The organism is Methanosarcina subterranea, from assembly GCF_055385895.1.
Window position 1 is genome coordinate 768,003 of sequence record NZ_AP042426.1, and the last position, 12,339, is coordinate 780,341.

General features: G+C 39.4%; 16 protein-coding genes. 10 read left to right on the forward strand and 6 right to left on the reverse strand.

The window, feature by feature from the left end:
- The first annotated feature begins 12 nt into the window (after positions 1 to 12).
- Both ACZ5A8_RS03345 and ACZ5A8_RS03350 read left to right on the forward strand, forming a co-directional pair.
- The gene (locus ACZ5A8_RS03345) at positions 13 to 177 is read left to right on the forward strand and encodes a hypothetical protein (protein WP_464532185.1); all 165 of its coding nucleotides are present in this window, start codon (positions 13 to 15) and stop codon (positions 175 to 177) included.
- 76 nt (positions 178 to 253) lie between these two features.
- Entirely contained in the window at positions 254 to 595 is a 342-nt protein-coding gene (locus ACZ5A8_RS03350; protein WP_464532187.1) for a carboxymuconolactone decarboxylase family protein, read from the forward strand.
- A 591-nt stretch (positions 596 to 1,186) separates the two neighbouring features.
- On the opposite strand, the gene ACZ5A8_RS03355 is transcribed toward ACZ5A8_RS03350, so the two are convergent.
- Entirely contained in the window at positions 1,187 to 1,546 is a 360-nt protein-coding gene (locus ACZ5A8_RS03355) for an ArsR/SmtB family transcription factor (protein ID WP_464532188.1), read from the reverse strand.
- 435 nt (positions 1,547 to 1,981) lie between these two features.
- Here ACZ5A8_RS03355 and ACZ5A8_RS03360 point away from each other — a divergent pair, with 435 nt between their 5' ends.
- Together ACZ5A8_RS03360 and ACZ5A8_RS03365 are read left to right on the forward strand one after the other, a co-directional pair.
- A complete protein-coding gene (locus tag ACZ5A8_RS03360; protein ID WP_464532190.1) occupies positions 1,982 to 2,518 on the forward strand; it encodes a thioredoxin family protein in 537 nt (178 codons plus the stop codon).
- Between the two features lie 4 nt (positions 2,519 to 2,522).
- On the forward strand, positions 2,523 to 3,167 hold the full coding sequence (locus ACZ5A8_RS03365) for a cytochrome c biogenesis CcdA family protein (protein ID WP_464532191.1): 645 nt from the start codon (positions 2,523 to 2,525) through the stop codon (positions 3,165 to 3,167).
- Positions 3,168 to 3,476: 309 nt separating this feature from the next.
- Here ACZ5A8_RS03365 and ACZ5A8_RS03370 read toward each other — a convergent pair whose 3' ends face one another.
- From ACZ5A8_RS03370 to ACZ5A8_RS03385, 4 genes are all read right to left on the reverse strand, one after another.
- Positions 3,477 to 4,376 carry a permease gene (locus tag ACZ5A8_RS03370; protein ID WP_464532193.1) on the reverse strand — a complete coding sequence of 300 codons (900 nt, stop codon included), beginning with the start codon at positions 4,374 to 4,376 and terminating at the stop codon, positions 3,477 to 3,479.
- A gap of 182 nt (positions 4,377 to 4,558) precedes the next feature.
- Positions 4,559 to 4,948: an ArsR/SmtB family transcription factor gene (locus ACZ5A8_RS03375; RefSeq protein ID WP_464532194.1), complete on the reverse strand. Its 390-nt coding sequence runs from the start codon at positions 4,946 to 4,948 to the stop codon at positions 4,559 to 4,561.
- A 46-nt stretch (positions 4,949 to 4,994) separates the two neighbouring features.
- On the reverse strand, positions 4,995 to 5,156 hold the full coding sequence (locus tag ACZ5A8_RS03380; RefSeq protein ID WP_464532196.1) for a hypothetical protein: 162 nt from the start codon (positions 5,154 to 5,156) through the stop codon (positions 4,995 to 4,997).
- Between the two features lie 69 nt (positions 5,157 to 5,225).
- Positions 5,226 to 5,510, reverse strand: coding sequence for a hypothetical protein (locus ACZ5A8_RS03385; protein ID WP_464532198.1), 285 nt, complete (start codon positions 5,508 to 5,510; stop codon positions 5,226 to 5,228).
- Positions 5,511 to 6,334: 824 nt separating this feature from the next.
- On the opposite strand from ACZ5A8_RS03385, the gene ACZ5A8_RS03390 reads away from it, so the two are divergent.
- The 5 genes from ACZ5A8_RS03390 to ACZ5A8_RS03410 all read left to right on the forward strand — a co-directional run bounded on the left by ACZ5A8_RS03390 (position 6,335) and on the right by ACZ5A8_RS03410 (position 10,871).
- Positions 6,335 to 7,033: a class I SAM-dependent methyltransferase gene (locus ACZ5A8_RS03390; RefSeq protein ID WP_464532200.1), complete on the forward strand. Its 699-nt coding sequence runs from the start codon at positions 6,335 to 6,337 to the stop codon at positions 7,031 to 7,033.
- Between the two features lie 420 nt (positions 7,034 to 7,453).
- Entirely contained in the window at positions 7,454 to 8,851 is a 1,398-nt protein-coding gene (locus ACZ5A8_RS03395) for a hypothetical protein (protein ID WP_464532201.1), read from the forward strand.
- Positions 8,852 to 9,102: 251 nt separating this feature from the next.
- A complete protein-coding gene (locus ACZ5A8_RS03400; protein ID WP_464532202.1) occupies positions 9,103 to 9,765 on the forward strand; it encodes a hypothetical protein in 663 nt (220 codons plus the stop codon).
- A gap of 135 nt (positions 9,766 to 9,900) precedes the next feature.
- Positions 9,901 to 10,353: a permease gene (locus ACZ5A8_RS03405; RefSeq protein WP_464532204.1), complete on the forward strand. Its 453-nt coding sequence runs from the start codon at positions 9,901 to 9,903 to the stop codon at positions 10,351 to 10,353.
- Positions 10,350 to 10,871 carry a permease gene (locus ACZ5A8_RS03410; RefSeq protein ID WP_464532205.1) on the forward strand — a complete coding sequence of 174 codons (522 nt, stop codon included), beginning with the start codon at positions 10,350 to 10,352 and terminating at the stop codon, positions 10,869 to 10,871. The genes ACZ5A8_RS03405 and ACZ5A8_RS03410 overlap by 4 nt, the downstream gene beginning before the upstream one ends.
- 358 nt (positions 10,872 to 11,229) lie before the next feature.
- On the opposite strand, the gene ACZ5A8_RS03415 is transcribed toward ACZ5A8_RS03410, so the two are convergent.
- A complete protein-coding gene (locus ACZ5A8_RS03415; protein ID WP_464532206.1) occupies positions 11,230 to 11,550 on the reverse strand; it encodes a DUF6951 family protein in 321 nt (106 codons plus the stop codon).
- Between the two features lie 341 nt (positions 11,551 to 11,891).
- Here ACZ5A8_RS03415 and ACZ5A8_RS03420 point away from each other — a divergent pair, with 341 nt between their 5' ends.
- Complete coding sequence (locus ACZ5A8_RS03420; protein ID WP_464532208.1) at positions 11,892 to 12,272, forward strand: carboxymuconolactone decarboxylase family protein; 381 nt, start codon at positions 11,892 to 11,894, stop codon at positions 12,270 to 12,272.
- The last annotated feature ends 67 nt before the right edge of the window (positions 12,273 to 12,339 follow it).

Sequence of the window (12,339 nt, forward strand, 5' to 3'; positions counted from 1 at the left end):
GGAGACTGGATAATGGAAGACAAAAAGGACACTCTGGCAGAGGACGAAAATTCTGAAAAGAATACCCCTACAAATACTCCTGACGATGACGAAGACCTTCTATACACGCATAAGCCCGAATCCCGTAGCGGTGAAATGCGCTGGAATACTACTCTATGCAGAAAGCCCGGACGCTGAGCCCTGATTGGTGACTGAGACATGTTACGTGTTTTGAATATATTTATTCCGTTTTCACTAACCCGGAGGAATTTAAGTGCCATTTTTAAATGAAATGTTACCTGAAACCGCTGAAGCTTTCGGACAGATGAGAAATTCCATTTTCAAGGACAGTTTCCTTGATATCAAAACAAAAGAACTAATCGCCGTTGCCTCTTCAGTCCTTATGCGCTGCCAGTTCTGTATTGATGTACATTCCCAGAGAGCAGTTGCTGCAGGAGCTGCAAAGGAAGAAATTGCCAAAGCAATCGCAGTTGCCACCTTCGTTGCTGCCGGATCGCAGCTCGGCTGGACTAATATATATGGTGAAAATATATACGACAAGATTTTTGAAAAGGATAAAGATGAAGAGGACTGCTCCTGTTGCTGTGAGGAGTAAAAGCCAAGTGCGGAGCAGCCCGAGTTTCGCTTCGGGATCACAGGAAATCGAAGATTTTCTGGGAGTTGCACTGCAAGTGCAACAGCACGAGGTCTGTTTCACTCGCTTCGCTCGCTCAAGCAGACTAACTTATAAAATTGCAGCTTTTATCTTCCAAAATGCGCTTACCCGAATTGCGCTTCGCCCGAATTGCGTCTCGCCCGAATTGCGTCTCGCCCGAATTGCGTCTCGCCCGAATTGCGCCTCGGGAGTACGCGTCCTTTTCGCTCCACTCCGTTTCGCTCAAGAGGACTAAATTAAGAACAATTCAATTACAAATGTTTCTGATCTGCCCGGCCTTATTCGCTATATCGGGTCGTTCTTATCACGCTCGACGAAGAAGAGCAGTCTTTCCCGTAAAAAAGAAGAGAAAAAATGAGCTGCAAAACAGAAGAGAAAAATTAAAAAATAAAAGCTGCGAACAAACTGCTGGTAAGAATAAAAACACTTGCTTTCGTGTTCTTTTTGCTTCTTTAAAGAATCATCAGGTAAACTGGTGGAAAAGCATGGGGTAGCTGCGAATTAAAAAAGGGCTTTTAGGATAGGGTTTTTTTATTCGGACTTTTTATTTTGCATCTGAGATATAGTCTTCAAAATACCTGCAAATTCAGGGTTTAATCTGTAAAACCGCCATTTTGAGCTGTTATAGGCTTCGATGATTCCGCAGTTTTTTAAGATAGACAGGTGATGGGAAACAAGGTTTTGCCTCTCGTTTAATTTGAATATCAGTTCGCAGACACAGTGTTCTCTCTGTGAGAGAAAATAAGCAATTTTTAATCTTATCGGATGCCCGAGAGCACTGAATATTTCGCTGGCTTTTTTAATATCGTTGTCCAGAAAATCTACTTCCTGGAGCATTTTCTCTTCCCATTCCTTTTTTTTCTCGGGGTCCGCAGGGCAGCAATAGCTCATAAATAAAAGAAGTTAAGCTTCTAAATAAGGATTTTCATATCAATTTTGTTTGATATCAAACATATTATTATTTATATTTGATTTTTTTTCTCTAACTTTGAGTCCTTTATTGATCTCATATCAAGATTTCTTGATGTCTACCTTGCAGTTCTTTATAATCACAAATCCTGAATTCAATTGGCAGAACAGGAAAGCTTTGTTGAATGAATGGTACCAGAATACCCTGATAATTACATAATTTTTAAGTCACAACATTATTTACAACTTCATTGCATTGATATTAACTCTTCAGATTATTTTGCGTATGTGTGGCTTATATGCAATTCGGACAAGATATTTATAACACTGTTAACATTAACTTTATTAACATTTTAATCTTAAATATTTCACTTACTGTTTCTTACTTAAAAACCTGAAGGTTTTTGGAGAATTATAATGAAGCCATTAGATAATATACAGACTAAAAAACGTCTTTCTTTTTCGTTTCCGCTCTTTTTGAAAAAATCGCTTTTCTTTCTGGTGATTTTTTGTTTTCTTCTTTTCAGCTCAGGTTGCGCGGATGTCGATGATTCCGTCAGTGAAGCAGGGTTGATTGAGGTTACGAATCTGAGTCAGATTGATGAAGCCCTTACAAAAGGCCCTGTTGTGCTGAAACTTGGGTCTAAAAGCTGCATTCCCTGTCAAAAGCAGGAACAGGTGCTCTCGGAGCTTCTTCCTCTGTATAAGGAGTCTGCTTCAATTATGATTATTGATGTCAAGGAGCACCCTGAATTTGCAGCACGGTTCGGAGTAAGAGTCATTCCGGATACCTGTATTATTACAGGCATTGAGGACGGTAAGTACATGTACATACGGCAGGACGGAAGCAAAAGTTCGGAAAGAGCGAGTGCAAGGTTCCTGGGTGTTGCTGATAAAGAAACCCTTTCAGAGACTCTTGAGAAAGCTATCGAATCCAGAAATATAGAGGAGTAAACCTATGTTTTCTGACTTTCTACCGATTGCTGCTTTCTTTGCAGGGGTCGTCAGTGTCCTCTCCCCCTGCATCCTTCCCGTAATTCCGGCAGTTTTTGCTTATTCAACTGAACAAGGAAAGTTCAGGCCCTTTGCAATTGTATTGGGGCTGTCTCTCTCCTTTACCAGCATGGGAATCATCACCTCCCTTTTCGGAGCAACGCTCACGGCTTATCTCGATCTACTTTATATCTTTGCCGAAGCTCTTCTGATCACAATGGGTATTTCACTGCTCTTTGACCTCAATATTTTCAATGTTTTTGGAAATTTTTCTTCGCTTGCAAACTCCAAAAAGGAGGGGCTTTTCGGGGGCTTTTTGCTTGGTCTTTCTCTCGGGATTGTCTGGCTTCCGTGTGTGGGTTCAGTACTTGGGTCTATCCTGACAATGGTCGCAGTTTCAGGTAAAGTTACATATGGAGCGCTGATGCTCTTTATCTATTCCATTGGCTTTTCTATTCCAATGCTTTTTGTTGCTTATTCTGCAAGCTTTTCTTCCACAAGGCTTCAGAGATTCTCAAAACACAGTTTTCCTTTGAAAAAAGCTGCAGGCCTTATAATTCTGACAGTCGGCTTTTTTATGGTCTATCAGAATCACCTCAGCGGCTTCTGAGACCTTTACTTCGAAAACGTGAAACTTCATCCTGAACACTAAGTAACACAGAGGAAAAAGTAGCACAGAGGAGAAGTTCAATCTGTGCTATTTGCAATATGCATCAAGAGCTTCCTACCAGGTCTTCCAAAGCAAGAGAAGTAACTAACAGAAGTTTCAGGGATCCTGCTACAGTATTTGAGGGGAAACCAGCTCAAGGTCTTCCAGCAGGTCAGATATGAGATAGAGACCGGGGCTACCGGATTTTTGGGAGATGATGTTAGGTTTCGGGGTTTGCCTGAACTATTCCTGGTTCTTTTTTGGAAACTTTCACACTGCTAGCAGATTGGCAAGATATCCCGCAGCCACAGCTATGGTAAAAACGGTCACCACGAAGGCTGCCAGCAGCCCTTTTTTGAAGATGGCTGAAAGAAGGGCCAACTCGGGTATGCTGGCTCCTGCGCCGCCAATTATCAATGCCAGGACGGCTCCCACGCTCATTCTCTTTTCAATGAGTGCAAGTCCAATGGGAATCATGGTCTCTGCCCGGATATAGATGGGAATGCCGACAATTGCAGCCACAGGAATTGCCAGAGGATTGTTCGGTCCGGCAAGGCGGGTGATAATATCAGTGGGTACAAATCCGTGAATAAATGCGCCGATACCTGCTCCAAGAAGGAGATAAGGCACTAGCTGGCGGAACAGGCTAAATGCGAATTTTGCAGCCCTCTGTACTCTTGATTTCGCGTCTGTTGCCTGTTTACAATCACAACTGTTTCGTACAACGGCCACCGACTTAACCTGACTTGAGAAGCCAATCCCGTCAAGCAAGAGGCCAATAACAATTGTAGCCACGAAGGTAATGGCAAAATAGAGAGCAGCTATCTTCCAGCCCAGTAAAATGATAAACAGGGATATTATCACCGGGTTTAACAAGGGCGATGAGAACAGAAATGCCATTGCTGCAGCAAAAGGTACACCAGCCTTGAGCATTCCCAGGAGAAGCGGTATGGTTGAACAGGAACAGAAGGGGGTGAGAGCACCAAATCCTGCCCCAAATATGCTGCCTACTACTTTGTGCCTCCCTCCCATAGCTTTTTTTATGGTTTCTTCCGGCACATACTCCTGGATCAGCCCCACCAGAAAAGTTATCCCTATAAATAAAACAATAAGCTCCACGGCGATTTCAACGAAGAAATTGGCCGCTACAATAAAATTATTCCAGAACATCTTGATCTTCCTGCAAAATTTATTTTTCCTTGAAATCACCCAAAGCTTCAGCTATTGGAAACCAAATTATTCTGATTTTCTCCGGAACCCGGCACCTCTAAAAATTAAATCGTTTTCGAAGGGCTCAATTCTGCCCTCGAATTCTCCTAATTTACTTCTAAAAAGGGAACTTTACCGGAGTTTTACTCCTCAGTAAGCAACCTTGCCTGGTTAAGCATCTCAATAACTGCTCCATCCGACAGGCGAAAGTAAGACCATTTTCCCTCTTTTCGTTCTTTGATCAGGCCTACATTTTTCAATACAGACAGATGGTGGGAAACAGTGGATTGAGAATTGGAAAGGGCAACCGTTATTTCACAGGCGCAGAGTTCTCCTTCTTTCAATAATTTTACAATCTTGAGGCGATTTATATCCGCAAGGGCTTTAAAGATCCTGGATTCCGAATGTAATGCTTCTTCATCAAGCCCATTTACCAGAGAACTGAGTCTCTGCGTCCTTACCTCTAACTGATCCCGGTCAAAAATAAAACGCTTCAATCTTTCTATTTCCACTTCACTCTTTCTTTTATCCACACCTGATCTCCTGTTTACATCTTATTTCCTTTCGGCTCCTATTGATTCATCTGCAGCAGTTGCCTTTATCTTCTAAAGGAAGCAACTTCTCCTTGCTATGTTCTTTCGACCAGCATCCTGCACATAGTTTTATGGCTCCCAGGTCCCTATGATTAGCCCGAAATAACGAGTCTTCTTCTTTTCCGCAGATTGAGCATTTAATGTTCATCTCTGATACCTCATATCCAGATTCTTATCAGGATGTGGCAATATTTCATATCCATTTGTGTTGATATGTCTACACTTTTTTCTCCTGCCAGTATATTTTATATTCTTTCAGCACTGCAACTTTAAATTTTTCCATTTCTTCTTCTGGAATCTCATTTATTTTTGCAAGGTTTCGCATAAGCTCTTCGCTGTCTATATCCTCTGGAGCCTTGCCCGCAGCACGATATTTTTCAAGCTCCTCGTCCAGCCCGGCAATGTCCATATCTTTGCCACCAACCCTTATTTTTTTGACGCTTAATATAGAAGGGCCGCAACAACAGCAACTTTTATCGCTTCCAATAAGCTTTCCAAGCAAGTTTTTCCCTAATTTTCCCATTTACGTACACCTCAATTTAAAACAAATCATAGTATGCTTATATTTAGGTACATCGATATGAAATATAAAGGTGCCGAATTCAAAAAGTAGTTTTACAAGAATTCTGCCTCTATCCAAGGAAAGAATGAATAAAATTTAGGACCGTGCCGCTAACAAGTATTTGAGGAAAAATGCGCTTGCGGTTTCATTTCTATTGTTTGCTATTTCCATTGTTTGCCATTTCCATTGTTTGCCATTTCCATTGTTTGCCATTCCATTGTTTGTCATTTTCAGTCTATCTTCCCTCTACATGAAATGGGTCCATAAAATTATTCAGTTTCCTCTTACTGAAATAGATACATAAAATATTCAGTTGTCTGCTGAATATTTTAAGTGATCTGCTGAATGTTTTAAGTGATCTCCTGTTCTTTTAATTGAATGTTCAGCCATATCTTCCAAACATATTTTATAGCGAAATTTTTTATATAGCTTATTTCAAATACCTTTGAAATAACTATGGATATCGTACGCTCGAGAGCAAAATTAGTCACATTCAAGTATCTCTCCAGTTTCATATCAATCGAGCTTCAGCGGTTGCGATTTTTAAAAACAAAGGGTGAAAGCAATAAAGTTATAAAAATTTAATAATATAGGAAAAAGGATATTTAGTCCGAAATCTATAAGTATTTATGTGCAAATGAGTGAAATTAACTATTCTCTTCTCTTGGAGAAAAAATCAGCGAGCTTAAACACCAACTAAATTATCCGTGTAAAGCCCTGGTCGTATGGAGAAAAGCATTATAATTAAGACTCAGGGGTATAAAATGTCAAAACCAAAAAATGTCTGGGAAGAATTCTTTGCAAATAGGAGAAGCGGAGGTCACAGGTCTTCAGCTGAGCAATTCCTTTTCAAAGAAGCTAAAGAAAAACTCTTTCATCTGGATGGGGGCAAAACACTTCTTGACTTTGGTTGCGGTGCCGGGGAGCTCCTGGTTTATTATGCACCGGAATATGAAAAACTTGTAGGAGTTGATTTCTCCGCATCAATGCTTGATGAAGCAAGTAAGAAAATCCGGGAAAGAAATCATGGAAATATAGATTTAATCCTTGCTGACGATAAAACTGTCTGGAAGAAGCTTGATTCCTCCTTTGACCGGATAACTGCAGCTGGGGTGATTCAGTACCTCACAGATGAAGAAATTGACAAATTTATTGCCAATGCGTCAAGGCATCTAAATAAAGGGGGTAAAATAGTCTTTTTTGACGTACTTGATCCTCGCTTATATCCATTATGGAAAATAGGGCTATTCTCACGAGATGCCGGATGCTGGAAAATCTTTCGCAAAATAGGTTTTGAAGTTCTCACCATTATATCAGCAATCTTGAAAAATCGCCCAAAAGATATTCTAGGATATACTCACAAGCCCTGTACAATAGAAGTTATTGCAAATAAACATGGTTTTGATATGGAGTACGTACAGTCCATGTATTACGAATACAAGTACCATGCAATAATATCATGAGTACAGCGGTGTATCAATTAGCACAGTTCTTTCGGTCGTTTGAGGCATTTCTTCCCAGCTATTATCCAGTTATTCTGCATTGGAGGAATTGACGTTTCCCCTAGCACAGTTAATCCGGAAAGCCCTGAAAATATTAATCAGGGTTTCATTACCCTGTTTTCGCAGGATTACTCTAAAACCAGCAGTATTCCGAATAATATTTTAATTGCAAAACTTCAGGGGAGCAAGATTTATGATCGGCTATATTCAACAATTTATGGGACACTGAGGCCGCAGATTCTTTTTAATAGCAGTATTTCAAAAGGGCTAAAATATAAAACTACACGAAGCCCCTGTTTATCTCCTTGCAGTTTACTTCCGGTTGCAGATACTATCGTTGGTTCTGTCAGTTCTGGAATACACAGGCACTCCGGAAATTTAGTGGAGATTTCAGATGCTCACAGGTTCTGCGAAACTGCCTCTCTTCCACTTATTCACTACCGTGGGCAGCCAAGGCAGGCCGGATCCCTCTATATCTGCGGGCTTACGCCAATGGTTAAATGTACATACCAGATCTCAATAGATGTAAATACGGATGATGACCATAGTTTTGTTGAACTTAACAGCCCGGGTTCAAGACTGATAATTCAGGAAATAAACAAGAAAGTTATTTTAAAAAGTTATTTTGAAAACTCCTCTGGATACCTCGGGTTTGACGCCATACACATCGGGAATGCCGCAGAGAAATTGGATTTTGAAATTACATTTGATGGATGCAACAAGACAAATACTATCTCTACGAAAGATGGTAAATATATATCGACTCCTTTTTATAATTTTGAGAGGCAGAGACTGCCATATGTTGATTTTTCAAACGGGTATATCAAGTTCACAGCTTTTATCACTGGAAAAGGAACGTATATTGATGTCAATGTAAACAATATCAGCCAGAGGGCAGACCGAAAATTCATAACCGCAATTGGAGATCGCAGGCTGGTTCCTTTCGGGCTTGATGGTCCTCATGTTCGAAATACAACCGAGCAGGGTATACGCTATCTTAACAGCAAAAATCACAGAGGAACAATCTGGTTTGATATAGAGCTTCTTGAACAGTGCAGTGAGCCCGATCTTGAATACCTGCGCAGTCTGGTTTTCAATGATTCCTGGGATGCAGGGGTGCACTATTCTGAAGAATTAAATAACCTCCCTCCTGAGCAGGCTTATAAAGTAATGGATGAGGGGTATGTGTATGTTCATGAGAAAATCGGGCGAAAACCAACAAGCTGGTGTTCCATGAGAAACAGGGACAATGTTGAGCATGCCATTTACGCGTATGAAAACCTGGGAATGTTCTGGAGAAACGGGGACTCGGGAATTCATGCGGAAAAAGATGTTGGGAACCTGGATGACGATACCTGGGCATGGTGGGGACCGGCATCCAGGGCAGGCATGGTGTACCCGGCTTTCACCCATGAACTTGATCTGGAGCCAGCCATAAAATACTCAATTAGCAGTTCAAAATTCCGAAGCTGGGTGGACAATTACAATTCTAACAACGCATCCATAGTCTCTTTTTATGATTACGGCCAAATAAATCGCAATACCTGTGAGGCTAGTTTTGACATCCTGCAATATACTGAGAACTCTACTATGTTTAAGGCGCATACAAACAGCTCTTATGCCCTGGTAAATGTAAATATAAGATCTGGAGAGTATACTCGGGTCTGCGATAGCACATCAGATAAATTACTCAATTATACAATAGAGCAGGACAAATCGATTACATTCCGGGTCGAAAACGACCATACCTATTATATATTTGAACAATTTCCTGTTTGAACACTTTGCGTAAACATAATAACTTGTGCACAACTGATTCATAAAGAATTATGCCATATTCCTGCATCTTTTTTCGTATCTGGAAGTTTAAGGAGCTTGTTTCAAATTGATTTGAAATAGAAAGCTTTATATATGTTATTTCAAATAAATTTGAAATAATAATAGAAGTTATGCATCAAAGAGCAAAATCAGGGCAATTCCCAAACAATCGGAGAAGAGTAATGTTTAGTAACACTTTTATATTTTGGTCTTTGAAAGGGGGAAGTTTATTTCGGTTTTTTGTTTCGGAAAGAGATAAGATACCTCTTAGCTTAAATAAAGTCAAAAAAAAGCTCTTTAAAACTCTTTTTCATTTCTTCAATATTTTAATCCTTATAAAAATAATACTTTTCTTCGTCCCTGACTCCTTAGCTGTACGTTATTTTGGAGCCAATTCTTGCTGGTATGGTTTTGTAACATCTGCACTTTCCGGATCAATTACCCAGCTACCCGTTTTCTTATTACATCCCCTTACCTGCACTTTACTTAGGCCAGGAATAACATACACTCTTATTGAAGTTTTTATAACCGCTGTACTGGTAGTAGAAGTTATCGCATTGCGTTTTGAAAATAAATATTTTAGTCAAAAACTAGCAATAGAAAGGAATGCCTTGAATTTTAGACAAATGAGATACATAATCGGAGCCCACTTTACTATTAAACGGGAGCATAAGGATAAGAAAAATTTTGTGTATATCCAGAACGGTATGCTTCCTGAAGTCCTTAGGACATCCAGAGGTTCACGGTTCTGCTGGATAGATATGTATGGTGGAAACATGTATGGGCCTATTTTTTGGGAGGAAAGATCTGAAGAACCGGAAAACGAGGCGGATATCGTTATGAAAACTGAAATGGAATTAAAATTTCGAGCCTGAACAAGCTAATTTACGGATTTATCAACACATCTTCAATATCATGAAGTTGTTTTTTCGTTTCCTGGCGGAAAATCAGGTACATTCCCAGATGGTCGGAGAAAAATGGTGTTTAGCAATACATTTATCTTTGGATTGTTGACCGGGGTAAGTTTACTTTTATCCTTCATTTTAGATAGAGAAAAGACATTTCTTGGTCTGAAGAAGGGCGGAAAAATGCTCTTCAATATTCTTCATCCGTTCCTCAATATTTTAATTCTTATAAGCATAATGCTTTTCTTTATCCCTGAACCTTTAATTGTGCGTTATCTTGGAGCTAATTCTGGGTGGTATGGTTTTGGGATAGCTGCATTTATCGGATCAATTACTCTGATACCAGGTTTTATCTCATATCCCCTGGCTGCTACTCTACTTCAGCAGGGTGCAACTTATGCTGTCGTTGCAGTTTTTATGACTACAATGATGATGGTAGGAGTTGTCACATTGCCTCTTGAAATAAAATATTTTGGCAAGAAAGCCGCAATACTGAGGAACTTTTTGAATCTAATTGCGGCAATAATAATAGGCATTTTTATGGGCTGGTTAATGTGAAGAAATACCTGAAAAACTATATATGGGTTATACTTTTTGTTATCTTTTCTACAGGTTCATATTTCATAGGATTTAAGCCAGGTCTTGTTATATATTCCAATTTTAATGAATTCTTTTTAGAAATGATTTCATTTATTCCCTTCCTGTTCATAATAATCGGACTCTTTGATGTTTGGGTTCCAAAAGAAGCGCTTGAGAAGCATATAGGTAAAGAATCCGGAGTTAAAGGCATTTTTTTAGTTATCTTGCTGGCAATGCTTCAGGCAGGGCCGCTTTATGGGGCATTCCCGGTTGCGTATATTTTATGCAAAAAAGGTGCATCTGTAAGAAACATTTTCATTTATTTAGGAGCTTTTTCATCCATGAAGTTACCTATGCTTGGGATAGAGATAGGTTATCTGGGGATAAAATTTACGGTTTTAAGGACACTAATAGCACTGCCGCTGTTTATACTCGTAGGATACATGATGGAGAAAATCGTTGGAAGTAACTTTAAAGTTGAAGAAGTCAAAACATGAAAACTCAAAGACCAAACTATACGGTCTAAAATATTGGTTATATTATTTCTCTCTGAGTTCCAGGACTTCGGATTAAAAAGGAAAAGAATATGCAGTAAGCACATATTATGAAACAATAATAGTATTCCCAAGATCGAAGTGCAAAGAGCAACATGAGAAATTACTTGATTTTGAACAGGGTAGGAACAGGGTAAGGTGTTAAAAAATGCTGTTACTCAGTTTCTAAAAACCCAAAGTATGCCGTAGTGTAAAAATTATAAAAACTGGAAAGTGGTTTGCAAAGCAACCAGTGCTCAAATACTATCCAATTAAAAAGATTATCTTCCAAAGTAAGCGAAGTTGATATTAATATACAATTTCAGATACTATTGAATTCGATACTGATGCTGCCCGCTTTTTTTGCAAGAGACCTTGCCATAAAACCACTTTCCAGCTTGCAGAGGTTAAGCACAGCACAGGGCACCAGGCAGTTTGAGGAACACTGGGCTCCCTGTGCTCTATCAATCACATAATTATTCTTGATGTCCAGAGTTTCCATCATGGGAATTTCCATATGCGAAAGCTTTTTTATTTTTTCACATAGGGTTTCGATATCTACAATAATCTTGTCGCCTTTCATGATCCCCTTAATTTTATGGGTAAAACCGCAGATCGTAGAATTTACTGTAATTTCGGTCAATCTGTCACCTTTATCTATTACTCGCTTACGATTTCTTCTTTTATCGTGGATTTCGAGATTCTTTAAGAGCTGACCTCAAAATCGCATCTCTGAATTTCAAATTCCGAATAATCAATCGAGCTTCTGATAGTGGAAAATAGTTCTGAAACTTTAAGGATTTTAGTATAAAATTTGTTTTGGGATGAGCTCTCATATTTTCCCTGAGTATTCTACAAGGACTTTTCTCTATTTCTTTTTTATTATCTTTCTTTTAATATTGATGTTTTGAATATCAATGAAACTTGATATGTGACTTTCTGTATTTTATAAACTAAGATTGTAGAATTAAGTGGAGGAATAAAATGCCATTCATGAACGAAATACTTCCTGATACTGCTGAAGCATTCGGAAAACTAAGAGATTCTATCTTTGAAGGTGGAGAACTTGACCGCAAGACCAAGGAACTTATAGCAATTGCCTCTTCAGTCCTTATGCGCTGCCAGTTCTGTGTTGATGTACATTCCCAGAGGGCTGTTGCTCACGGGGCAAGCAAGAAAGAAATTGCCGAATCAATCGCTGTTGCTATGTTTATAGCCGGAGGTTCTCAGTTAGGCTGGACAAACATCTACGGCGAAAACGTTTATGACATTGTCTTTGGAGAGAAAAAGCCTGAGGTACCGGAAAAAGAGAAAAAGGAAGAAAAGAAACCCGAAACAGAGAAAGGGTGCTGCTGCGGAAACTGAATAAAGAGCTGAAGCTTTGAATTCGAACTCATAGTTAGCTTTACAGTTTTTTCTACTTTTTCTTCTG